The organism is Mesorhizobium metallidurans STM 2683 (genome assembly GCF_000350085.1).
GTDB lineage: Bacteria > Pseudomonadota > Alphaproteobacteria > Rhizobiales > Rhizobiaceae > Mesorhizobium > Mesorhizobium metallidurans.
Genome location: NZ_CAUM01000095.1, coordinates 22056 through 46298 on the forward strand (window position 1 = coordinate 22056; position 24243 = coordinate 46298).

The 24243-nt window shown below is 62.0% G+C and carries 20 protein-coding genes; 3 read left to right on the forward strand and 17 right to left on the reverse strand.

Annotated features, from left to right (window positions below):
• Nucleotides 1-9: 9 nt before the first annotated feature.
• Nucleotides 10-435 carry a DUF6484 domain-containing protein gene (locus MESS2_RS14735; protein ID WP_008875155.1) on the forward strand — a complete coding sequence of 142 codons (426 nt, stop codon included), beginning with the start codon at nucleotides 10-12 and terminating at the stop codon, nucleotides 433-435.
• The gene (locus MESS2_RS14740; protein ID WP_008875156.1) at nucleotides 435-806 is read left to right on the forward strand and encodes a hypothetical protein; all 372 of its coding nucleotides are present in this window, start codon (nucleotides 435-437) and stop codon (nucleotides 804-806) included. The genes MESS2_RS14735 and MESS2_RS14740 overlap by 1 nt, the downstream gene beginning before the upstream one ends.
• A 202-nt stretch (nucleotides 807-1008) precedes the next feature.
• Here MESS2_RS14740 and MESS2_RS14745 read toward each other — a convergent pair whose 3' ends face one another.
• Genes MESS2_RS14745 through tssA form a run of 17 tightly spaced genes read right to left on the reverse strand, consistent with a single transcriptional unit; the run spans nucleotide 1009 to nucleotide 21154 of the window.
• A complete protein-coding gene (locus MESS2_RS14745; protein WP_008875157.1) occupies nucleotides 1009-1935 on the reverse strand; it encodes a hypothetical protein in 927 nt (308 codons plus the stop codon).
• A gap of 26 nt (nucleotides 1936-1961) precedes the next feature.
• Nucleotides 1962-2933 carry a DUF4150 domain-containing protein gene (locus MESS2_RS14750; RefSeq protein ID WP_008875158.1) on the reverse strand — a complete coding sequence of 324 codons (972 nt, stop codon included), beginning with the start codon at nucleotides 2931-2933 and terminating at the stop codon, nucleotides 1962-1964.
• Nucleotides 2934-3968 (reverse strand): hypothetical protein, encoded by a 1035-nt coding sequence (locus tag MESS2_RS14755; RefSeq protein ID WP_008875159.1) that lies wholly within the window; start codon nucleotides 3966-3968, stop codon nucleotides 2934-2936.
• Nucleotides 3965-5071, reverse strand: coding sequence for a DUF2169 family type VI secretion system accessory protein (locus MESS2_RS14760; RefSeq protein ID WP_008875160.1), 1107 nt, complete (start codon nucleotides 5069-5071; stop codon nucleotides 3965-3967). Before MESS2_RS14760 ends, MESS2_RS14755 begins: the two co-directional genes overlap by 4 nt.
• Nucleotides 5071-5598: a type VI secretion system-associated protein TagF gene (tagF, locus tag MESS2_RS14765; RefSeq protein ID WP_008875161.1), complete on the reverse strand. Its 528-nt coding sequence runs from the start codon at nucleotides 5596-5598 to the stop codon at nucleotides 5071-5073. The genes MESS2_RS14760 and tagF overlap by 1 nt, the downstream gene beginning before the upstream one ends.
• Entirely contained in the window at nucleotides 5595-9131 is a 3537-nt protein-coding gene (tssM, locus tag MESS2_RS14770; protein ID WP_008875162.1) for a type VI secretion system membrane subunit TssM, read from the reverse strand. The genes tagF and tssM overlap by 4 nt, the downstream gene beginning before the upstream one ends.
• 1 nt (nucleotide 9132) lies before the next feature.
• Entirely contained in the window at nucleotides 9133-10455 is a 1323-nt protein-coding gene (icmH, locus tag MESS2_RS14775; RefSeq protein ID WP_008875163.1) for a type IVB secretion system protein IcmH/DotU, read from the reverse strand.
• Nucleotides 10456-10459: 4 nt separating this feature from the next.
• A complete protein-coding gene (gene tssK / locus MESS2_RS14780) occupies nucleotides 10460-11794 on the reverse strand; it encodes a type VI secretion system baseplate subunit TssK (RefSeq protein ID WP_008875164.1) in 1335 nt (444 codons plus the stop codon).
• 39 nt (nucleotides 11795-11833) lie between these two features.
• Nucleotides 11834-12286 carry a type VI secretion system lipoprotein TssJ gene (gene tssJ / locus MESS2_RS14785; protein WP_008875165.1) on the reverse strand — a complete coding sequence of 151 codons (453 nt, stop codon included), beginning with the start codon at nucleotides 12284-12286 and terminating at the stop codon, nucleotides 11834-11836.
• A gap of 3 nt (nucleotides 12287-12289) precedes the next feature.
• The gene (gene tagH / locus MESS2_RS14790) at nucleotides 12290-13747 is read right to left on the reverse strand and encodes a type VI secretion system-associated FHA domain protein TagH (protein ID WP_008875166.1); all 1458 of its coding nucleotides are present in this window, start codon (nucleotides 13745-13747) and stop codon (nucleotides 12290-12292) included.
• A complete protein-coding gene (gene tssG, locus MESS2_RS14795) occupies nucleotides 13744-14829 on the reverse strand; it encodes a type VI secretion system baseplate subunit TssG (protein WP_008875167.1) in 1086 nt (361 codons plus the stop codon). The genes tagH and tssG overlap by 4 nt, the downstream gene beginning before the upstream one ends.
• On the reverse strand, nucleotides 14793-16667 hold the full coding sequence (gene tssF, locus MESS2_RS14800) for a type VI secretion system baseplate subunit TssF (protein ID WP_008875168.1): 1875 nt from the start codon (nucleotides 16665-16667) through the stop codon (nucleotides 14793-14795). Before tssF ends, tssG begins: the two co-directional genes overlap by 37 nt.
• Nucleotide 16668: 1 nt before the next feature.
• Nucleotides 16669-17424, reverse strand: a complete 756-nt coding sequence (gene tssE / locus MESS2_RS14805) for a type VI secretion system baseplate subunit TssE (protein WP_008875169.1) — start codon at nucleotides 17422-17424, stop codon at nucleotides 16669-16671.
• A complete protein-coding gene (locus tag MESS2_RS14810; RefSeq protein ID WP_008875170.1) occupies nucleotides 17411-17872 on the reverse strand; it encodes an Hcp family type VI secretion system effector in 462 nt (153 codons plus the stop codon). The genes tssE and MESS2_RS14810 overlap by 14 nt, the downstream gene beginning before the upstream one ends.
• A 48-nt stretch (nucleotides 17873-17920) precedes the next feature.
• Nucleotides 17921-19426, reverse strand: coding sequence for a type VI secretion system contractile sheath large subunit (gene tssC / locus MESS2_RS14815; protein WP_008875171.1), 1506 nt, complete (start codon nucleotides 19424-19426; stop codon nucleotides 17921-17923).
• A gap of 3 nt (nucleotides 19427-19429) precedes the next feature.
• Nucleotides 19430-19969, reverse strand: coding sequence for a type VI secretion system contractile sheath small subunit (gene tssB, locus MESS2_RS14820; protein WP_008875172.1), 540 nt, complete (start codon nucleotides 19967-19969; stop codon nucleotides 19430-19432).
• 6 nt (nucleotides 19970-19975) lie between these two features.
• The gene (gene tssA / locus MESS2_RS14825; RefSeq protein WP_040593135.1) at nucleotides 19976-21154 is read right to left on the reverse strand and encodes a type VI secretion system protein TssA; all 1179 of its coding nucleotides are present in this window, start codon (nucleotides 21152-21154) and stop codon (nucleotides 19976-19978) included.
• Between the two features lie 330 nt (nucleotides 21155-21484).
• Between tssA and tssH the strand changes: the two genes are divergently transcribed.
• Nucleotides 21485-24241 (forward strand): type VI secretion system ATPase TssH, encoded by a 2757-nt coding sequence (gene tssH / locus MESS2_RS14830; RefSeq protein WP_008875174.1) that lies wholly within the window; start codon nucleotides 21485-21487, stop codon nucleotides 24239-24241.
• The last annotated feature ends 2 nt before the right edge of the window (nucleotides 24242-24243 follow it).

Sequence of the window (24243 nt, forward strand, 5' to 3'; positions counted from 1 at the left end):
GATATTCAAATGGTTGATGTTCTGGGACGAATAGACGGTGTCGTGATAGGCATGTTCCTGGGGATGGGCGACAGCGGGCCGTTGGTCGTATTCCCCGGCAACCCGTCCACGGATGCTGTCCAGGCGCGAAGCCTGACCGAACTGTCGTCTTCAATGATTGGGGCCGAGGTGGCATTGCTTTTCCAGGACGGCGATCCTCTTAGGCCGCTGATAGTTGGGCGAATTGTCGAACCGGCGCATAAATCCGGTTTGCCGTCGGTTGTCAGCGACGGCGAATGTGTAAGGATAGTGAGCGGAAAACGCATCGAACTGCGCTGCGGAAAGGCCACCATTGTTATGGAGCACGATGGCCATATCACCATCCGGGGAACTTACGTAACCAGCCATGCCAGCGCCACGAATAGAATTCGTGGCGGATCGGTGAATCTCAACTGATGCCAGTCCCGATCCTTCCCGAGATTGTTCGCCAACACGCCGAGATGGCAGCCTTTCTTTGGACTGTGTACGACTACCATCTGCTTCATCCCGATGAGAACCCCGATATGGACGAGGTCAGGTTAGCGCGCCTTGTCGAGCGTTTGGAAGCCTATCTGGATGGGCTGCGGGTCGCAGGCGAGCACGGGCTGGCAATGGCCCGCAAGATCTACGAGGAATCTCCGGAGCAGGGGGAACTTTTTGTCCTGCGAATGCTGTCGGTTCCCGATCCGCCGAGAATAGCGGACCTCGATCTCGATAAGGTTCGCAGTTACATCGCTGTGCGCAAGAATACCATAGCGGACGACGGCCATCCCGGCGCTGTTCTCTAATGCATCTCGGGCAAAAGTACGCGGCGGTTTTGCGATAACGACAAGCATAAAACAACGACCTAAGCGCGTCGCATGAGGCCGGTCAAACGAGACGCTTTGGAGCAAGTCCAGGTTTTGCGTCCGGAATTGCGTAAACACAAATGCTCAGAGCGGGTCTGAACCGATCTGACGGACGCGAATTGTGCGTGAAGTAAAAGCGTTTCTATAGATAGCGGCGCGTCATGTCGACGATGCGGCAGTGGAGTTCGCCGTCATATTCAAACTCGAAGCCCCGCCATTCATCTCCGTCAAACAAAAATACTTCCTTCCAGCCGACAACCACCAAGAGTTCGCGCGACGCATGCATGAAGTTCCCGAAGTCCAAGGCGCGGAACGGGACCAGTTTGAACCCATCTTGAACGAGAAGGCCATGTCCGTCGTCGCCCCAATAGGTCTTGCCCTTGAATTCGTAGATCGATGCAAAGTCCGTCTCCGGGCCTTGGACTTCATCTACACGATCCTCGAAGTATTCGAAGCAGTCGCCGTCGTCGCCACCCATCTTTACGCGGCCATCAGATGTCACGTGGACGGCGTTGATCGGTACGTTGAAGTTGAGTGGAATCTGTTTCCACTTGCCACCCGCCAGGCGAAGCAGGGCGCCATCGAAGCCAGCCACGTGCACGTCACCACCTGGTTGGCCGTGAATGGTTCTTAGATTTGACTTTGTGCCTCGTTTGATGGGTCGCCACGACTGTCCTTCCGCAATGCAGCAGATGCCGGCGTCTCCAAGGAGGTACAGTTCTCCCCCTTCGTGCTGCCAGATCTTGTCAACGAAGTCGTCAAAGGGCGTTTCCCATGTCGTGTGGGACTTGCCTCGGAACAGGTGGGTCGTCGCACCGAGGTCCAGAACGACGTGTTCGTCCGGCGAGCGGCTGACGTGAGATAGGATCTGGCTCGGCAATTCAAATATGGTCTCGCTGCGGATGCTCCGACCGTCGAAGGAGATCTTGAACAGGTAAGAGTGCGCGATCTCATTGTGTCGGTCGGTCAACTGCAGTGAAACGCTGAAGAGATTTCCGCCAAGGTGGTAAGCATTTATGGCGTCGGTGTCGACTTCGTCAGGGCTGAGGTCCGAGATTTTCCTAGACATTTGCTGCGCCCTTCCTTCTGCCCAGCTTAGCTCTTGTGCGCCATGGTCGTCATATTATTCAACGTCTCACGCGACTTCGGGGGATGCACCGCATCTTCGATATAGGCCATGAAGATCGCCCGCAGACACTTTGCGATCTCCTTCTTGGTATCGGGATCGGCCGCCTTGGTCTCCTTGTGCGTGTTGACAATGGCGTCGGCACCTTGGGCGACAACGCCCTTCAGCTTCGGCTTCTGTCCGCGTTTGGCCAGGCGTTCCTTGTATTGATTGAGCCGCTTGGTCTTGAGGTCGTGCGGTGTGTTGACCTTCGAACCTGGTCCCGAATGCTGAAATCCTCCGCCCTGGGCGTGTTTTTTGGCGCGGATGCACACGCAGGGCGCGCGGTGCTGGCTGTAATTCTTCCATTGCTGGTAACTTTGGTTGTGCTCTCGGTCGTGTTGAAAATATTCGTTTCCGACATAGTGCTCGGATTCATAGCCATCCGGGCAATTTGCCTGGTTGTGGGGATGCAGTCTCAGATTGTGCTCCTGCAGGAGCACCCAGCATTCCGTCTCCGCGCCGTCCCTGAAGAGAAGATGGTACCAAGGCGCACTCTGGTTGGCGGCAAGTGAGGCGTGGTTGTTCGTCGCAAGGTCGGTGAACCGGATAACAGGTTCGCCGTCGAACTTCACATTGTTCGACCACGACTGGAAATACTCCTTGCCGGTATTTGTAGAAGTAATAATGCCCTTTTTTGCCGCGCATCCGGCCTCCGTTCCGGATGTTTTTGAGAGAAAGGACTGGTTCTTGATATTGACGGTCTTGTCGGAGATCTTGACGGTCCCCGTTCCTTGATCAGTATCGCTTGAAAACCCGAAACTGGGATAAGGAATTGGTACGCCAGGGGGCGTGGCAGGATTTTCCGGAGGCGTGAAGCAGGTGTCCGGAAAGGCGGCAATCGTTTTGCCGTCGCTTCCTCTTCCGGAAATTTCCAGCCCGTTGGCGAACACATTTCCCATCTATCGCGCCGATCCGCTCAGAACCGCTGCCCCGCACTCGCCCACATCATTGGATGCCTCGATCAGGACCGGATCACCTGCGGCATATCCTTTGGCTGCGGCGGTAAATGCCCATCCCACCATGATCGGCACCACGGCGGCGCCGACATTGCCTACGGTCTCTCCCGGCGACCAGATATCCATGAACTCGCGGCGGCCTCGAGCCAGTCGCAACGTCGCCAGTGCGCTTTGCTTGAACCAGTATTTCTCACCGATCAGATCAGCGATTCTGTAACCCACCCGACTGAGTTCTACTCCTGTCTCTTCGAGGGCTGATCGATAAGCCACAGTCATCCCGTCGCCGCGGAGCGGCAAATCCGCCTCGTTGTAGATATGGGCCGGCTCGCGCGTGAGCCCCAGCCCGAGAAGTTCGAGGCCACGGGCCCCGGGCCGGCCTGCCAAAGTACACATGAATGCTGCGGCCGCCTCTCCGGGTATAAATCCGTCGGGATGACGTGGCGCCAGCAGGCGACTTTCCATGAAGTAATGGGTGATTGTCCCGGCTGTGAGATAGCTGTCGACGGCCGCAATCAGGACATTTTCGGCGTCCCCGGAGCTTAACAATCTGCGCGCATGCTCGATCGCGATGTGACCGGACGGGCGACCATGGGCGATGACGTGCGTCTGCCAGGCGCTTGTCAGACCGGTGAGTTCACCTATGCGGCCGAGAAGGCGCTGTGCGTCCGGTGCAGGCCTGCCTGGCCGTCCCTCTTCCGCGAGACACAGGATCAGGGTGATCGTCGATCCCGATGCACCGGGTGCGCCGCCTAGGGCCTCCTTGATCGCGGCAGCCGCCATATAGGCAATCCGCCTTTCACCGATCCAGTTTTCCTTGATTGGAATGGGCGCTCCAATCAACTGCTTGCCGCCGCCGGCTGCAAATCTTGTCTCCTGAAAACCGTCGATGCCCGCCCGCATGGCCGCGCAAGAAGAAGGCGCGTCCAGACCAACTGCTGTGACCATGCCGATCGAAGATATGACGAGGCGATTTGTCATGCGTCCTCGGGAACAAAGTCCGACGTTCCCCCGGCTCGAATATAGCGGCGGCCGGAGGCTCGTGCTCTGAGCATCGATTCAGAGGGCGGGCCTACCCAGCACTCCACGAAGTCCAGGATCGTGCGACGAATGCGGCTTGAAATCCGCCACACCATGGAGAAGCGCCTATGCTCAGGATCGAACAGCAATGAATCAGGGAATACCGTTCCTTCGAAGCGCGGCTCCTCGTCGTCCGCGGCGAACAACGTCATCGGTAACGCGGTCGGTGGCAGTCGAAAGCTCACCCGCCCTTCCGGCGTCAGATTGATGAGCACCACGTCCTCGCCGCCTTTCGGGTGGTCGATCTGCTGGTCAGGCGGCGCCATCTGGAAATAGCGTTCGTCGAAGTCAGGCGGCAGGAACGGGAATATGTTCTTTGTCCAGTTGTCGTCATAGGTGCCGCCATATTCGATGCGGCCCGGCCAGCCACGTCCCATTGGCCCGAAGCTCATTGGCTTGTAATCGCCGAACGGCGAGCGGATTTCCTCATCGACAGCTTGCGTGTTCGGCAGCCGTAGGCCGGGGACGAGGCGCTGGTTTCTCGTGCGCGACCAGCCGATTCCGACCGGATTGTATTTGTAGCTGGCAGGAAGCTCGTCCTCGGGATCCAGACGATCGGTACCGCCCCAAGCAACGTCGTAGGAGATCGGAAGCTTGAAGAAGGGCTGCGGCGACGTGGCGGTAAAGACCGGGCCGACTGAGCGCCATTCGCGGTGGCCGACGACCTCGAACAGTTTTGACCAATTGCCCAACTTGATGCCGACCGGTACACGCTCGACCGGTCTGCCGTTTGGTGCGTAAGCACAGCCATTGGCGACAATGTCGCAGCGCGGCTTGCGGAAGGCGAAATCGGTTTCCCACAGCGTGGCCGAATAGCCGGGCACGCCGGTCTGCGTGTCGGCCATGACCAGCGGAACCTGCTCCGACGATTTTTGCACCAGTCCGCCGGGTGTCGTGGGAAAGTCGAATGTGCCTTTTACCACCACGACGATCCACTCATGGCCGGCCTTGTCCATGCCCATGGTGAATTGGTGCGGATAGCCCATCTGGTTCCAGATCTGCATCAGCTGGTCTCCCAGCTGACTGTGAAGATCTGCTCCAGCGTCTCTGCGGGCGATTGCGGATCGATATCGAAAATGTCGGAATGTGCAGTCCACATCACCAGGTCGGTAATGATCTCGCTGCCCGGTTCCACGGGCGGTACCGGCAGTGCCGTCAAGGCGGCATCCAGCTCGTCGGGGGTCAGCTCACCTTGTTGTGCGGCGATGGCTGCCTCTTCGATTCCGGACAACCATGCCTCCGCATGGGCCAGCTGGAAGGGAGCCTCGGAGAGCTGCGCGACGACGGTCAGCGGAAACTGCCTGCCTACCCGGTCGGCGCTTTGCAAGATGATGCCTGCCGACGCGCCGAAGGAAGCCGTACCGGCCAAAAAGCGCAACACGGTGGTGCGCGGCCAAAATTCCAGTCCCATCAGCGGGACGATGTGCTGTGCCAGCCAGCGGTCCCAGACGCGCACGAAGTCCCCCGGCAGCCGCCGCGTGACGAAATCGCCGGTAGCAGGCATTTTGCCGTAAAAGCCGGGCAGGATCATATCTGGGGCGGACATGAGAACTTCTTGAACATCTGAAGATTGTAGGGGTTCTCGACGCTTGCCGCCTTGAGCTCGAAGTCGGCATACATGCCTTGCGTCCCCAGTCGCAGGCTATAGACGTCAGTCAGCGAGGTGCCTGTGAAACGGCCGCCGCGCAACATCCTCAGCCATGCCCAGCTGCCGGTCTCGTTCATCATGATTTCGGGTGAGCCGTCGATCGGCAGGAAGGCGAGCGAGATGACGCCGGTGCCGTCCTTGCCGGGCCAGGTCATCGGCTGCGGCCGCGTCGCGTTGTTGAAGTAGACGAGGTTCTGGCCATCGAGATTGAGCGTGACGCGTGTGACGTTCGGAGACAGATCCTTGGGCTCGAGCGTGAAGTTCATCACCGGGCCGGTACCGCCGGGAAAGAGATCGTCGCGGATGCGCCTGGCCTGTTCGAATGCCGCCAGAGCCGAAGAGTCCAGGCCAAAATCGGCACGCCATTTCCATGGTTGGCTGGCGGTGTCGACATAGCTGATCAGATGGTCGTTGATGAAGGCGTCTATCATTCCGGCCGGCCCGAACAGACGAGCGAAATCACGGACATTGACGTCGACCGCGCTTTCGGGGCTGAAGGGATAACGGTCGTTCAGCGCTGCCTGGCAGAACGGCAGGATGTCGGCGCGCCAGATGGCGTTAAGCTCCGAGGTGACCGCCTTCTGCGTCAGGCCGCTGGTATCGCCGGCGATGCCGCCGAGCCAGCCGTCGACCGGATCGGGCAGGATCTGCGCTTGCCTGGCGACCGCTCCCGTCAGCTCGGCAAGCCCGCCCTGCTTCTTGATGGCGTCCTGGGGGTCGGGATTGGCCGCGACCGTCTGCAGAACGTTGGACAGGGCGGTCAGGGCCACCACCGCGGCGTCGAGCGCCGGCGGCTGGCCGTCAACCTCGGCGATTGCGCCCTTGAGCGGTTTGAAGTGTTCGGCCACCAGATTGCCGGTAAGATCCACCTCGTCGGGAGAGCCAGCGCGCGGCAGCAATTTTGCCCCCGTCTTCACGATCTTTCCCAGCTTCCCTAGCTTGCCGAGCAGTTTCGAGCCGCCTTTCGCTGCGGCCTTGTTGTCGGCCGGCGCTTCATCGGATCGCGTAAGGTCGGTCTCCTGAATGACTGCCGTAAGCAGGCGTTTCAGTGCGGAATCGGCGCTTGAAAGGTCCTTGAGATTCTCGCTGGCGACATTCAGGTCGGCCAATGGCGCAAGTCTGATATCGCGCAGGAAACTGTCCCATTGCGCGATGTAGTCCTCGTAATAGAGCTTCAGAATATCCTCGGACAGGGCAGAGACGGAGGTTTCGGAATTCTCCGAACAGCCACCGGCGAAGACCGCGCGATCCAGCGCCGCCTGGGCTGCGACATCCTCGACCCGGTCGAGAATGGCGTCGTGGAAGCCGGAATAGGTGAATGCTCCCGAAATGCCAACGCGGAGCGTCTTGCCGGAACGCCGCGCAAAAACCTTGGCGCCATTGGGTCCGGCGAAATTCGCGGGGGTCCATTCCTTGAGCCCGGCCACCGCCGGGTCGGCCAGCAGCTGCCTGTAGGCACGCGCCGGCAATGAAATCGTGCAGACTGTTTTCAGTGCCTCGGCAACCAGAGCCTGATCCGGCGCGATATAGCTGTCGTCGACCGCCATGCGGCGAATCGCGGCAAGCTGGTGCTCTTCCGCGTCGGCCGTCGGAAAGGGCGCCGCCGGTGCGAATTCGGGCAAGTCGTTCACCCACCAGTTCTGGACGAAATCGGAATCCATCTGTGACAGGCCCGTCATCATGCGATAGGTCTTCAGCGCCCCCAGCATGAAATCCGGATCGCGGATCTGCCGCCACATGGTTGCCTCGAGCAGAGCGATCATGTGCGGCTCAAGAACGTTGCGCAAAGCGTGGTCGTAGGTGTCGGCCTGCGCCCGCAGCAGTTCCGCCGAGGCCGATGGTCCGAGCAAATCCTGGGCACTGCTCGGCGGTGCCGTTCGGGCATTTGCGACCTCGGCCATCGCATTGAGCGCGCCATCGATGGCCGGCTGCTCCACCGACGCCGGGTTTGCCGCAGCCGCGGTCAGCGGCGTCTGCAGCGCCTCGAACTGGCTTGCCTGCGCCGTGATCGCATTGCGGTTGTCATAGTAGGACCAGGTGAACATCGCGCCGGCCAACAGGGCGGAGGCGGCACATGCGGCGGCGGCGCCACGCCAGATCCAGGTGCGGCGGCGCTGCGCCAGCGGATCGAACGTCCCCAGGCCCGCTTCCCTGAAGATGACCTCGGTCAGCAGATTCTTCAGGAAAAAGCTGCGTTTTTCGACGCGCGGCGCCGGCATGGCACGTCGCGGCGGAAGACCGAAGGAAGAAGACAGCGCCGCGGCCAGCCGGTCGATGGGTGCCCCTTCCTGGGTTGCTGACGTCAGATAGAGGCCGCGCAGCCAGGCGGCTTCTTCGTACCGGCTTTCGCCGAACATTGCCTCGATCAGCACGTGGATTGGTTCGGACAGACTTGCGAGTTGGGCGGGAAACCTGAAGATCTCGGCGCGGGCGGCGAGTTTGTCCTCGTCCTCCAGGCGCGGCACCAGTCGCCGCTCGAGTTCCGTCGCCAGGGTGGCGATTTCCCGCTCTATGGTCTTTGCGTCGACACGCGCGTCCAGCGCGAAGGTCGTCCCCCACACCTGCTCGCGCGAGGTCGTCGACAGGCCGCCGAAGAAAGCTTCGAAACCCTTGATCAGGTCGGCCTTGGTCAGCATCAGATAGACAGGAAGGCGGATTTCGAGCCGGTCGTTGAGCTCAGCCAGCCGGCGGCGGATCTTGCGGCCGTGTGCCTTGATGGCTTCGTCGCCCTCCGAAAGCACGTCGATCGATAGCGCGACGATCACCCCATTCAGTGCCCGGCGGCCTCGGTGCTTCTTCAAAAGGTCGAGGAAGCCCAGCCATTCCGCCGCATCGACGTCGGGCTGGCTCTCCTGCTGGACATAGCGGCCGGCGGTGTCGATCAGAACCGCGTTCTCCGAAAAGAACCAGTCGCAGTTGCGTGTGCCGCCAACCCCCTGCAGGTCGTCGGTCAGGTCGATCGGAAAGTTCAGCCCAGACTGCCGCAGGGCCGTGGTCTTGCCGGTGGCCGGCGGCCCGACAATCACATACCAGGGCATTTCGCGCAGAAACTTGCGCCCGCCCAGCTTGCGGCGCTTCAGTTCGGCCATCACTTCGGCGAACTTGGCACCGACGGCGGCGACGTTCTCTTCGCCGGGGCTGATCGGCTTTTCCACCGCTGGCGCGGCGATCTCGGCGACGAACATGCGGTTGGCACGGATCGCCCGGCGCTGGGCGATGATCAGCCAGATCAGCCAGAAGATGACCAGCAGCGCAATAATGACGATGCGCACATTTTCCGAGGCGAAGGGTTCGTAGGCACCGACCCTGACGATCGGACCGAACACCCAGATAACCAGGGAAAGCAGCGTGATGCCGATCAGCGTCCAGAGCCAGCGCGATGTCAGAACCGCCCAGAGGAAGCGCAGGATGAACATCTCACAGCCTCTTTTCGACCAGCACCTCGACGCGGCGGTTGAGGGCCCGACCTTGACGCGTGCTGTTTTTGGCTACGGGATCGGTGGCTGCGCGACCTTCGGAACGAACGCGGTCCCGCGGTACTCCGTTCCGGACCAGCATGTCGGCAATGGTCGCCGCGCGCGCTTCGGACAGCCGCTGGTTGGTGGAGAGCGGGTTGGAGCTTTGTAGCGGAACGCTGTCGGTGTGGCCGACCACCGTGATGTTTCCGATCAGTTCCTGATTGGCGAGGATCACCTTGGCGATAGAACCGATCAGGGGCTCGAAACCGTCCGTCAGTTGTGCTCGCGACGACTGGAACAGTTCGGGGTTGGAGGCCTGAACGACCAGCCTCGCCAGCGAAACGCTCTCGGTGCCTCTGAGGGCCGATCTGAGATTGGCCGGCGCCCCGGCCTGAAATTCCGGCAACAGCGCAAAATCCACGGCCTCTGGCGGCGGTGCGTCGACCTGTGGCGACGTGCGGCTGATATTCCCCCGCGCGGGAGGTGGCAGCGCGCGGACAAGCGCGGAAAGCTCGACTGCCTGGCTGCTCAGGCCCATCGAGAGCCCGATATGGATTGCGGTGGCGACAACAGCGGCGGCGAGCGCCATCACCCAGATCGGAACGATGAAGCGCTGCGGCTCGTCTGAGGCGATCACGCCTTTCCAGTTCGGCGACAGCGGCGCGCCTTCGGCGTCGGCATCGCGCAGGAAGCGTGCCGCAGCCACGCGAACGGCATTGAGCGAGCGGTCGCCCGATCGGCCGGGCACGCGATACTTGCCGCGGAAGCCGAGCGCCAGGCAATGATATTGCAGTTCCAGCAATTCGCGATCACGGTTCGGGTGGCGCTCCAGTTCGTCGAGACGGGTAAAGAACTGCGTGCCGGCATCGACATCGCCGCGGAGCATGACCACGAGCGGTTGACGCGGCCACGCGCTGGCACCACCCCACGGCGTGTTCAAGGCCAGATCGTCGAGCAGCGCCGCCACCACCCAGGCCGCCTGATCGGCCCGCTCCAGCGAGGACCCCGACGACATTGCGGTATCGCGTGCCCGAACCAGTTCGTCGAGCAACCGGGTGCGCAATGCTTCCGGATTCTCCGGCGGCAGCGCGCTTTCAAGCTCGGGCGCGAACTCGAGCAAGGGCGCGAAGGCGTTGACAAGTGCGTTCGGGTGAGCGCGGGACCGTTTTATCGGCGCGCCTGGCAAGAGCGGCGCCATCGGGCGCGGCATCGGCGCGCCGGTCAGCCGTATGCGAGTGCGTTCACGATCCTCTGACAGTCCGAAAGGATCATCCCGGCTCATGATTTCACCTGTTTACCGAATAGCAGTCCACCTGCGGTTCGCTCGGCAACACGCCCGAAACGCCGATGACGAAGCCGGGGGCATCGAGCAGCGAGGCCCAGTGCTCGCTTTTCTGATCCAGCTCAAGGCACAGCCGATCGCCGTCGTAGGGGATTTCACGGGGTTGCGAATGAAGCGGTTTCAGCGGAATGCCGGGCAGGCGGGATTTCCATAGGCCCTCGAACTGATCGGCTGCGCCGACAGTCGCCTGATTGACGAATATCTTGCGTAGCGCATCCTCCGACAGCTCGGACCCGACCCGGATGACGATCCGGCTGGCCACCAAGAGCTTTGGATTGTCGATGCGGATTTTCCAGACATTGGTCGAATGCCGCATGACGGGCAGTGCGCGCGACTTCGGCTCGATGTAACGCAGGCTCAGGATGAGCGAGCGCAGGGCATCCGCCAGCGCCGAATATGCGGGGCCAGGCGCCATGTGATCGTAAGCGGGCAACTCGCCCAACCGCCGCGCGCTGGATCCATAGGTCGCCATCGACCCGGCAAGACCGGCGAGTTCCAGATAAAGCTCGGCCGGATGGAAAACATCCTGCGCCAGCATGTGGGCCAGTCGGGGACGCGCCGCATTGGCAAGATTGAGCATCAACAGGTCTTCGACGCTGCGGCCTGGCCCGCCCATGACCATCTTGCCATGCGCCTCGGCGATCTGGTCGAGGCCTGTAACGACTTCCAGAAGCAATTGCCGATACCAGGCCACCGCGCCGGTAACCAAGGTCGGCGGCAGGAACGTCTCGTCCAGGGACACCCCGCCGTCGGCTCGAATGCCCTTGATGTCGGCTATGGGCAGGGCGGTGTAACCGCCAACCGATTTTCCGGGGGCAAGCAGCAGGGCCTGCGGACGGGCGATTTCGATCTCTTCAGCGTCCGAACCGCCCTGGACGGCGTCGCGGACCGAAACAATCTTTCCGTGATAGCGCGCGCCCGTGGGTGCGGCGTGCGCCGGATCGAAGCCGACGCCGCCGGGAGGTTCGAGCGGCAGGGCGACCAGCACTGAGCCGGCGCCCGTATCCGCCGTGACCGGCAGCGGTCGCGGCGCGTCCATCATGTCTGGAATGGAGAAGGGCGTCCCGTCCGGGAAGATGCCCCGGGCCGACAGGATTGAGACCTGGCCGGCATCGAGCATTGCCTGGTCCAGCGTCAGCTGCTGAAAGCCGAATGTATGGAGCTGCCCGGCCTGCAAAGCGCCGCGCACAGTCGCCTCGAAAAAACGATCCTGCTGCTGAAAATGCTGGGTCCGCAGAAACAGGCCTTCGGACCACAGCACCCTGTTTGCATCGCTCATGCCGCCACTCTCTGCATCGAGCACCCCTTGCCTTGGCCGCTAGGCGGAAATTCCACCGCTGCCAAGCGTTGCATTGACGGTAAATTGTGATCCCGGCGAAACTGACTTGGTTGTCCGCCAGTTTCTGCCGCCGGGCTCGCGGATCAGCGCAACGAAGCCCAGCGCAGTTGCATCCGGCTCGACGGTAATGATTTTGGTAGCGGTCTTTCCCGGCGCGACTGACATCTGGTCGGATCCGATGAGATCGCCTGCGAGCGCGGAGCCGGCATCCCCCTGCAGCGCGAAATAGTCGGCCGAATTGAATTTACCGGTGCTGCGCAGCCGCATCACGAGGACCGTCACAGGTCGATCGCCGCCACCCGGTCCCGGGTTCATGCCGGCAGCGCCGGTCAGGTTGACCGTGATCGCCGATGGCTTTGGCGGACCGCTCTGGCAAGCCGTAAGCAACCCCGTCGCGCCCAGGGCAATGACGAATTCGCGTCGATCGATCATGTCTCACTCCTCCTCATATGCGTCCCGAAAATCTGCGCCGATTTCACCAAGGAAGCTCGATTCCGCGCTCTGGGCGATTTCACGATGGCGTTTCTGGTAGAGTTCCCACAGCTTGGCGCCGCGCCCGCCTGAAAGCAGGGTGCCGATCGCGGAATTCGATTTCAGCTCTTCCTCGATCGCCGCCGGGTCAAACCGGTCAATCATCCGCCGCAAGGCGGTCTGCACACCGCGCCAGGCGCGCACGTGATGTTGCGCGAGGTCGCGGACCGCGTCGGCGATTGCTGCTTCGCCGGCGAGAAATCCGGGGCTGCGCTCGGCGATAATGGTGACGATGGCGTCGTCGACCGTCGGCAGAAACTTGAGCGGATTGACCTCAGAGGCCCCGACCATCGTCTGGGCGACACGGGCGCTTCCCTTTTCCTCGGCTCGCTTGCGCAGAAGCTGCATCAGGCCTTCCATCATCAGCCGGTATTCGCGACCGAACTTCTCCATTTCCGCGGCGGTATCGCGCCCTGGAAAATCGGCTTCCTCAATGCCCATGCCACGCAGGAATGCCGTGCGAAGCGCCATGTCATTGAGCCTCGCCGCTGCCGGCCGGGCAGCTTTGGCAGCAGCGCCCGTTCTTGGCGGAGGAGGCGCCTCAGCCGGTTGCGCAGGCAGATCCCAGGGGTTGGCGGATTGCGGTCTTACGGCGGCGCGTTCACGTTGACCGGACGGGCCGGCGCCGTTTCTCAAATCAGGCGCAGCGGCCGGCCCGAAACCAAAATCGTCATCGAATTCGGATGACTTTCCTGGAACGGACTCGGTTGCACCGTTGCGGGAAGGCACCGGATCGAGGCTGAATGGGTCCGCGGGGCCTGGCGCACCACGTGGTTCGGGATAGGCAGCGCCTTTCGGCGCCGGCGTTGATACCGGATCGAGGCTGAACGGGTCGTCGAAGGCAGGCGAACTGCGCTGGTTGGCACGCTCGAACGCTCCTGGAACTGGCTGCTCGAACGGGTTCGGCAGATCGGCAGGACGTGGCCGTCGCGGCTCTTCTTCGACCGTGGCTGAAAAGAAATCATCGCGGCCGATGCTTACCGGCGCTCGTGACGCCGGCGACCGTTCCATGACCGATTGGTTGGCTGCTGGTGCTTGAGCGACCGGCATCCGCAGATCGACGCATACGATGTAATCGCCCAGCCTCAGCCGCATACCGTTTTGAAGACGGACCGACGCGCCAGCGCCGAGCGGGCTGTCGGAGTCGTTGATGAACAGCCCGCTGCTCGACGTGTCGGTAACGAAGTATCCATCTCGCCCGCCAGTGATCTTGCAATGGGCGCGCGAAACGAACATGTCGGGATCGTCGATCTGCCAGCCCGCGTCCGCGCTGCGGCCGATCACCAACTCACCCTCGTCCAGCCGGGTCTGCCTTACCGCCTGGGTACGTGGTCCTTGCTCCAGCGTCAGCAGCAGACTCATGCCGCGACCCCCGCCGATTCCGGCCGCCATCCGACGATCGTCCGCAACCGCATGTCGTCAGCATCCCCCCTTTCGGCGGGCCGCGCAAGCCAAGTGGTCCGGCCGAGTTGTATCGCTCCGATACGCGGCGGCGGCACGGCGTCGCGCGCGAGCACGATCCGCAGATCGACGTCGAGCGATTCCCCGATCATGTCGCGAACGGCCTGCTTGAACACTTTCAGACGCTGACCGCCCGGCAGGAACGCCTTGAAGTCCTCATATCCGAGCGGGCCGACGCGGAGTTCGATCCGGCTTTGGCGGTTGAAGACGCGCGGGCCGATCGTCGCCCCGCGACCGAGCGTACCGTAGGCCTTGGCAAGGCGGGTCTGGAGCGAGGGTGGTATGTTTATCCACGCGGCGACGAATTCCTTGATCTGGACCGGTACATTGAACGCTTCCGCTAAAAATAGCGTCAATCGCTCTGGGCCGTCGACCTGGCTGGCAAGCGAAGCGGCCTGACGAAGCTTCACCGTGTCGAGATCGGGATTGAGGGTGCCGGGCAGGCCGATCCCCGCCATGGCCTCAAGCATGGCGCGAACGCGGCCGCCGACCGCGCGTTCCACCTGTACCGCGGGGTGGGCATCCGCCCAGGCCCGATAGTACAGGGCGATCATGCGATGCTGAAGAATGTTGACGAAATCCACGAAGGTCGTGTCGCTGGTCTGTTGCGCATCGGCGCCGGTGAACCAGCGCTGCGACAGGCGATCGAGCACCCAACGCGTCAGATGCAGCGGCAGGGGACCTTCCGGTCCCATCAGCCCGAGATTTGCAACCGTGACCCGGGTCGGCGCCCCGTCCTTCCCCGGCGTCTTGTCCTTCGTGTCGCGGAACTCAACCACGTCCTTGGCGGTAAAGCTGAGACGCACATGCTGCCCGAGCCTTGCCGGCTCACGATCCGGCTGGCCGGAATAGCCGAACAGACCGCCCCTCCGTTCGAGCCGACGCAACAGCTCGAAGAAGTCGAACGATTCAGACAGCCCTTCGGCCCGGTCCAGGTCGAATGTGTCTAGATCAGGTAGCGATTGCCGGGCGTCATCGGCCATGGCACATCCTCCTGCTTCTGCAGCAGCCGCGTGCGGGTTCGCACAAAGCCGTTTATTCCGGCATGACGGCTAAACAGCCGCGCGAGCAAGGCCGAAAGCAGCAATGTGCTTTGCCCCGCTAGGACCGACTGGTCCACATGCAGCGTCACTTCCGTGCCCCGTCCGAAGCACATCGGTCCGTCGATCTGCAGCCGTTCGATGACCGACCGCGAGTCGATGCGAACGATCGAATGCACATTGCGGGCGAGGCTCGGATCTCCCCGGTCGGCATAAAGATCGAGCAGCGCATGCAGCGGGTCCGTACCGCGACCTTCCTTGGCAAGGCTGAGAAAGTTGAGCGCGAGTTGCGCCACGAGACGCCAGGCGAGATTGTCGGCACGGGATTCGCCCTCGGCGCCCGCCGGCAGCGCGGCAGGGATGGCCGGCTGCGGTGAACGCAATGCGCCCAGGAGCCTGACCGTTTCTACCGGATCGCCTGTCTCCAGCGTCAAAGTGGGGTTGTCGTCGAGGATCGGCAGATCGCGGTTGGTGCAAAGCGCCATGATGTCGACTCGCTTCAGCGGACGGTTTGGCGGGCTTGCGAGCGGACGGGAGATCGACAGAAAGACGTCGTCCCCGGTGTATGAGGTGCGGGTCAGGCCGTCGCGCCGTTCATCCTCGGTGGCCCGGCGAGGGCGCCGTTCGGTGGAGTAGACCCAGCCGCTGCCGCGGTTTTGCCCGAGGCTGAACAGCTCTGGGATTTCGGCGTCGTTCCCCTCGGTGTCGGCGTCCTCGACGCGGGTGACCCGGTAGATCTCGAAGTCCCGCGCCCGCGTGCGGTCGGCATGCAGCACTTGCCGCGTCTTGCGGGGATCGAGTTCGATGACGTTGCACTCACGCTCGAAGAGGTTGATGATCGGCGTTGCGAACAGTTCGAAATCGGCCGGTGTCAGGTCGGCAAGCTCGGCCACCGGACGCCGGAACATGAAGATGATCTCGATCCCGGCGTCGCATTTGCGCAGGATGGGTTGCAGCCCTGAAATCCGCACATAGTGGAAGCGCTCGGGCATCATGAAATATTCGCGCAGCAGCCGGTACCCTTCGAATGTCGGACGGGTACGAGGCATCAGCGCCTCGTCGTCGCTGATGCCGACCATTTCGGGTTCCGGCAAAGGCGATAGCGGGTTGGTCTTGCCTTCCGCTCGTGCGCCAACAGTCGAGCAGGCACCGAAAATCGCGTCAAAAAGCAGCGGCGCCTTGGTACGCCCGGCAAAATAGAGATCAAGCCGGTCCAGCGCCAGTTCGTTGAGCCTGCCCTTTCCGGTTCGAGCCAGCATGATGCGGAGCGCCGTCTCACCGCCCACACCGCCGACCGGCGTTATGCCGGCCGCCGCCAGCGCGCTGCGATCCTGAAAATAGCCGACCGAAGTGATGGCTATCGGCCACAGCGTCATTTCCTGCGCGGTGGTGAAAGTGCAGCGCGTCGACAGGCCGGGTTGCAGGCTGGAGACCAGCCGCGTGTTCCGCTTGATGACATGGCCGGCAATCATCGACTGGACCTGCTGGCCGGGTTTCAGCACTGCCATCGCCGTTGCCGGCGCCGGTGAAACCAGATCGGGATAGAGGACATCGAGCACGCTGCGTGAAAACCGCGAGCGTTCCGCATCGACCTTCAGCCGGGTGCGCGCGGCGAGGAAAGCGACGCCATCAAGCAACCGCTCGACATACGGATCCGGACACGGGACCGTATCGAGCGAAAGATTGCGCGCCACAGCCGGATGCATGTCGGCAAATTCCGCCGCGAGTGCGCGGATATGGGTCAACTCCTCCTCGTAATATTCTACGAAGACCCGATCCATTTCAGGCTTCCCTAAATTCGGTCCGCGCCAAGCCGTTGTCGAGATTGATCGTGGTGCGCAGGCGCATGCGTTCCGGCGTCGGCGTCATGATCAGCACAGCGTCTATCTCGATCTTCAGACCCACGCTTTTATCGCCAAGGGACACCGTTACCTTTGTTGCGCTTTCCTTGAGACGTGGCTCGAATGTGGCGAGGATGGAACGGATCTCGCGCGCCAGGACCTCGCGATCAAAGTCGCGGGACGAACGGCCCGAAAACGAAGGCACGCCGTAGTTGACCACACTTCGACGCACCTCCGGAAAATCGGCCAGCGATGGCGGATTGTCCGCGGCCTGTTCGTTTTCGAGATCGGAAAGAAGTGGAACAGCCTCGAAGCGCTCGGTGTTGAACAAAGCCTCTATGTCGCGTCGCACGGCCTCCCTGAGCACACGGGCGGATACGACCACGCCGCGGCTTTCGATCTCCGCGCGATGTTGGGTTTGAAAGACCAGACGGTGCAGACGCTGCTTCTGATCGGATGTGAGTTCGGCGTCGGCGTCGATGAGCCGCGCGTTGCCAGTAATGAGGATGTCCAGCCGGTCCGCGCCAAGCTCGTCGTGCAAGACCTGGCGCAGTCCGTCTATTTCCGAGGTCACGCCCGGCAGGTCATTGACGAGGCGGTCCCAAAGAGAGGGCTGGACCGCTTCGCGTTTTGCTCGCGAACTGCCGGTAACCTGTAGCTTGTCCGCGCCGGGCCGCCGGGCCTCACTTGCCGACATAGACATCCATTTCGATTTCGTCATCCTTGTCATAGACGAACTTGATCTTCTTGTAGGCGAAGCTGACCTCCTCTTGGATCAGGTCTTCCTCGTCCTCGGCCTGCGACATGTCGTATTCCATGATCGAGGCGTCGGTCAGGGTGACGACCAGGTAGTCGCTGGTCTCGCCATCGATGGTCCGGCGGGCTGAGAACACAACTTCGTCCAGCGCCTTGTTGTCGAACAGCGCCTTTTTCAAATAAGGCGACGACTTGTCATAATGCTTGGTGAACTTGATCATGCCGAGGGACACACGACCGCGACGCGAGAGCGAATTCGGATCGTATGGCGCGACTATCTTGTAATCGACCCCGTGGACTTCGATTTCATCTTCGTGGCCGTCTCGAACGCTTGGGCCTTTGATATCCGGAACCTTTAGAAAGCCATCGATCTTCACTGTTGTGGGCATTGTCTTTCTCCACCGCTTTCAATCAAAACAGGATGACGTTGCTGCAAATCAAGACTTCACGGACGGTAGTTCCGACACCAGCCGGAGCGAGGCGTTGATGCCCTCCAGCTGATAATGCGGCCGCAGATAGAAGCGGGCATTGTAATAGCCCGGCCGCCCCTCCACGCTGTCCACCTGGACCTCCGCGGCGGCAAGCGGGCGCTTAGCGCGCGCTTTGTCGTCGGCGAAGGCCGGGTTGGCCAGCACGTAGCGGTTGATCCACTCGGTCAGCCAGATCTGCATGTCCGAGCGCTCCTTGAACGACCCTATCTTGTCGCGCGCGATCGCCTTGAGGTAATGCGCGAACCGCGAGACCGGGAAAAGATAGGGCAGATTGGCGCTCAGCCGTTCATTCGACTGGGCGTCGGGGTCGACCAGCCGCCCGGCGCGTGTCTCGTCATCCTGCAGCGAATGCGCACCGATGAAGGCTGCGAGATCGGTGTTTTTGCGGTGCAGGATCGGCATCAGGCCGAGCTTGGCCAGTTCCGCCTCGCGCCGGTCGTCGATGGCGACTTCCGTCGGGCACTTCATTGCGATCGATCCGTCATCGGTGGGGAAGCTGTGCACCGGCAGGTTTATCACCGTGCCGCCATTCTCGACGCCACGGATCTGCGTGCCCCAGCCATAGAGCTTGTGACTGCGGTTGATGTTGACGCCCATCGGGAAGGCGGCGTTCATCCAGACATATTTGTTGTGATCGGCCTGCACCTCTTCCTCGAAGGTGAAGCCCTTCACTGGAACCGTTTCGGAGCCATACGGCAGTCGCGCCAGCACCCGTGGCATGGTCAGGCCGATATAGCGCGCGTCCTCGCTCTCGCGCAGCGATTGCCACGAGGCATAGGCCGGATTGGAGACGATCATCTGCAGGTCCTGCGGGTTCGGCAGTTCCTGCCAGCTGTCCATGCGGAACAGGCGTGGCGAGGCGGCCGCGATTAACGGCGTATGCGCGGAGGCGCAGATGCCGGACATGTTGCGCAACAGGCCGACGTCGCGCGGATGGTTCGAGAATTCGTAGGCGCCGACCAGGCAGCCGATCGGCTCGCCACCAAGCATCGAATACTCGTCCGTATAGACTTTTTTGAAGATCGGGCTTTGATCCCACATCTGGCCTTCATAGTCTTCAAGCGTGTCGGCGAGCTGCTCCTTGGAAATGTTCATCACCCGGATCTTCAGCTTCTGATCCGTCTCGGTGTTGTTGACCAGATACCAAAGACCGCGCCATGTTCCTTCCATTTCGCGCACTTCGGGTGCGTGCAGGATCTCGTTGACCTGTGCCGACAGCATCTTGTCGATCCCGGCGATCAGCGACTTGATCGACTTGATCGCGTTGGACGAGATGGTCGTGGTGTCGGAACGGGACTGCGCAGCCAGCGCGAGATTGCGGACGAGCTGCTGCAGCTTCTCGCTGTCGTCCTTCTTGACCTTGAAATCCTTCTCGAGGAGCCCGCTGAATTCTCCAAGGTCGATGGCTTCCGCCTCAGCGGTGGCGGCTGCGGTTTTTTGCTGTTCGGCCATGACTTACTCCTCAACCTTGTCGTCGTCGGATAGTGCCTGGTTGGCGATCTTGCCGAGAAGCGGCTCGTTGTTCAGAAGTTGCGCGATGCGCTTTTCGGCGTCGACACGGCCATCCATGAAGCCGAGCAATTCCTCGAGCTGACGACGCATCTTGAGGATTTCGGCCAATTGCGGAACCTGCTCGGCAATCTTGTCCGGGGCGAAATCGCCCATCTTGGTGAAGGTGAGGTCAAGGGCCAGTTCCTCGTCGCGCTCGGCACCCTCTGCCTGCGGCAGCGTGTTCTTCACCCGCGCCTTCACCCGGGGCCCAAGCGCTTCCATGAACTTGGGAAAGCGGTTCGCATCGGTTTCGACGAAGGAGCGGTCGAGCACCGACTTCATCGCTTCCTTGGTCTGTGAAGCGCCGGAAAGGTCGGCCATCACGCCCATGACAAATGGCAGTTCGATGGTTGTCGGGCTGCCGTAGGTTTCCACATCGTAGGCGATCTGCACCCGTGGCGCGCGATTTCGTTCGATGACCTTCGCTTTGCTTTCGGCTGGCATGTGGTGCTACCTTTCATCCTTCTGAGCGGCCTTCTTGGCATCGGGAACGCCGGCCAGGAGCCGGAATTCCTTCAGTCCCGAAGGGGCGAGATCTTCCATCAGTTCAACAAAATCCATATGCACCATCCGGCGCACGCGCCGTGCCAGATGCGGGATCGGGCTCGACGGTTCGGTGCGGTCATAGAAGGCGACAACAAGGTCGAGGCATTTCACAACGTCGTCGCGCGAGGAAATCCGGTCGGGGAGCCCCGTGCTCGATTCCGCGTAACTTGCCATACCTGCCATAGCATCGGCACCATGACCGTTTCGAGCAGACGTTGCCGGATCTGCGGGCGAGGGAGGAGGCTTCGCCGCGCCGTTCGTTGCAGCATCGGCGGCCGAATTCCGCTCGAGGGTCGTCACCAAACGCTGCAGAAACCGCTTTAATTCCGGGGCGATGGCGCCGCCGCTGCCCTCAAGGTGGGCGTTGAGCGCCGTCTCGACCGCATCGAGAGCGGCGATCGCCGCCCGGGCGTCGGCGAGGAGCGATACCATCTCCGCATTGGCCTGATCCGCCTGTGCCGCGCATCCGGCGCGTACCCGGTTCAGAAGCTGACTGTGGGCGCTCGCCAGCGCCGCCTTTTCAGCCGCATTCAACCCCGAAGCGGCTTCCTGGAGCATGACACGCTCGTCGAGCGCGCCTTTTTCGAGATCGCGTCCGGTGATCGGTCCGATCGCGCGCGGCGCGAGGAACGTCCTTAGCCGCAGGTCAGCCAGCAGTCCGTCCTGGCCATTCTGGAGGTCTGCGAGGGCATTGAGACGGCGCAAGGCCGCATCGCGTGGCGCAGCGTTCGGGCGCAACGCCGGATGGATGGTTTCCCAATATTGGTCGAAGCTCTTCGCAATCAGGGTCAGGCCCTGCGCGAATCCGGCTAGGCCCTCTTCATTGGCCAGCGCGCGCGCGATAAGGACAAGCAAGCGCAGGTCCCGGCCATGCGCGCGCAGTTCCTCTACCTTGCCGAGAACGGCGGGCCAGTCGACCGGAATGGTGCTTTGCGAGGCGGGCTTGTTGTTGCCGTCATGGACGACCTTGACCTGGGGCTCGGTGAGCCGCTCCAGTTCGTGGAAAGCTGGATCGTTGCGCAAATCCTCCCCTGACGGATTTTCACCATCGAGAGGAGCAAGCCAGAGTGCGAGATCAATCACACCAACCCCCAGCGAGCGGCCCTGGGACCGCGCGTGACCCAACGTTATCACACTGCGTCACTTTACCACAATTTAGTTGCTGCTTAAAAGTTAACAGAAGCCCGCAACCGGTCCTGAGCGCTGAGATCAGTGACGTGATCGCCGAAACCTGTATGTGAAATTCATCGCATAGACGCCGGCAATTCCGTGGTTGTTTGCGACCCGAATGCGGGACTATCCGCGAAACGGAACCCGGCCTAGCCGGCGGCCGAGCGGCCTATCCAGATGCGCTTTGTCAAGTCGCCACTAATGTGGCAGGTTGTTGGCTGGCAGATTTCAGGAGCAGGTTCGATGGAACAGCGCCGGTCATCGCAGAGTTTCAAACGCAAGGAACTGGTCGGCAAGCTCAATCCTGTCTGTGTGCGGGCCTTCAAGGCTGCGGCCGATACCGCCAAGCTGCGCGGTAATCCTTACGTCGAACTCGTCCACTTCATCGAACAACTGGCGCTTTCCGACCGCTCGGATGTGCGAATGATACTTGCCGATGGGGGAGTGGATGCAAGCCGGCTTACCGCCGACATGACCCGCGCCGTCGATAAGCTGCCCTATGGCGCGACTTCGATCGAGGAATTCTCCGATCATATCTTTCATGCCATCCAGGAAGGCTGGAACCTCGCGGGGCTGGAGTTCAACGTCGAGGAGGTCCGCAGCGCCTATATCCTCCTCGCTTGTCTGAAGACGCCGGTGCTGGAGGGCCTGCTGTCGAAGATCAGCGGCGAATTCGACAAGATCGACGCCGACGGGGTCATCGCTCGGTTCGCTGACGTGGTCGAAGGTTCACTCGAAGCCGGCGCCGCCCCGGCCGCTCCTGCCACTGGAACACCGATGAAACGGGGCCCGGGTGGGGATTCGGCGCTGGCTAAATATGCCACCGACCTCACCCAGCGTGCCCGCGACGGCAAGATCGACCCGGTCGTCGGCCGTGATCCGGAGATCAGGCAGATTGTCGATATCCTGATGCGACGCCGGCAAAATAACCCGATCCTGACCGGCGAGGCCGGCGTCGGCAAGACGGCAGTCGTCGAAGGCTTTGCCTTGCGCATCGCCGAGGGCGACGTGCCGCCCACCCTGCGGGGGGTGAGCGTGCGCATGCTCGACGTTGGATTGATGCAGGCGGGTGCGAGCGTAAAGGGCGAGTTCGAAAAGCGGCTGAAGGCGGTCATCGACGAGGTTCAATCTTCCGAGACGCCGGTCATCCTGTTCATCGACGAAGCCCATACCTTGATCGGCGCCGGTGGCGCTGCCGGAACCGGCGACGCGGCCAACCTGCTGAAACCGGCCCTGGCGCGCGGCGAACTTCGCACGATCGCGGCAACGACCTGGGCTGAATACAAACAGCACATCGAGAAAGACCCTGCGCTGACACGCCGCTTCCAGGTGGTAAAGATCGACGAGCCGTCTGAGGCGGTGGCCGTTCTGATGCTGCGCGGCGTGGCCGGCGTCTTGGAGCAACACCACAAGGTGCAGATACTCGATGAGGCGATCGAGTCGGCGGTCGGCCTATCGCACCGCTACATCCCGGCGCGGCAATTGCCGGACAAGGCAGTAAGCCTTCTCGACACCGCCTGCGCCCGTGTCGCCATCTCGCAGCATGCCACCCCGGCCGAGGTCGAGGATATCCTGCGCCGCCGCCAGGCGCTGGAGGTCGAGCGTGGCATCATCGGCCGCGAGGCCGCGATCGGCATCGAGGTGACCGATCGGCAGGCTCGGGTCGAAACGGGACTTGCCGAAACCGAAGGTACTCTTGCCGCCGCGCTAGCACGTTGGGAGCGGGAAAAGGCGCTGGTTGCCGAGATACTCGAACTGCGCGCCAGGCTGCGCGGCGAGGGAGTGCCGCTCGATGAAGTGGGAACGGGGGAGGCGGGCACCGAGACAGCAGGCCCGGGTGCGCCTGAGACCACCGGAACCCCGGAGAGCGAAGTGGAGGTAACGCCGGCAGCGGATACCGCTCAATCCGATCCGGCCGCCGATCTGGCGAAGCTGCGCGAACTGATGGCGGAACTGGCCGAGGCGCAAGGCGAGACGCCGCTGATCCTGCCGTCGGTCGACCGCAATGCGGTCGCTGCCGTGGTGCAGGACTGGACTGGCATCCCCACGGGCAGGATGCTGTCGAGCCAGACCGAAAAGGCGCTACGGCTCGCCGCCACCTTGTCCGAACGCGTCGTCGGTCAGGATCACGCGATGGAGATGATCGCCAGGCGCGTCCAGACCAGCCGGGCAGGGCTCGGTGCGCCGGAAAAACCAGTGGGGGTTTTTCTGCTCTGCGGTCCCTCGGGCGTGGGTAAGACCGAAACCGCGCTGGCCCTGGCCGAGACGCTCTATGGCGGCGAACAGAACCTCATCTCGATCAATATGTCCGAGTTCCAGGAGGCACATACCGTCTCTACCTTGAAGGGTGCGCCACCCGGCTATGTCGGCTACGGCAAGGGCGGGATCCTGACCGAGGCGGTGCGGCGCAAGCCCTATTCCGTGATCTTGCTCGACGAGGTCGAGAAGGCGCATCCCGACGTTCACGAAATCTTCTTCCAGGTTTTTGACAAGGGGATGATGGACGACAGTGAAGGCAGGCGGATCGATTTCAAGAACACGCTGATCCTGCTCACCTCGAACGTCGGCTCCGAAGTCATCATGGACCGGACCAGAGACGGCACGGTACGGGCGGGGCTCGACGATCTAGACACAGCATTGCGCGCGCCATTGTTGAAGGTTTTCCCGGCGGCCTTCCTTGGCCGGGTGGTAACCATCCCCTACTACCCGCTCTCGGGTTCCATGATCGAAGCGATCACCCGCCATCAGTTGGCCAAGATCGCACGCCGGCTGCGGGCAACCAACGATGCTGAACTGGTGATCGGTGACGGTGTCATGGATCTCGTCAAGGCCCGCTGCATCGAGATCGAATCCGGCGGGCGAATGATTGACGCCATTTTGACAAACACGCTTCTGCCGGAATTGAGCCGCGGGGTGCTGAACCGGTCGCTCGATGGCGAAAAGATGACGAAGGTGACTGTCGGAGCCTCCGAAGGAGGTTTCACCTATTCTTTCGAATAGCT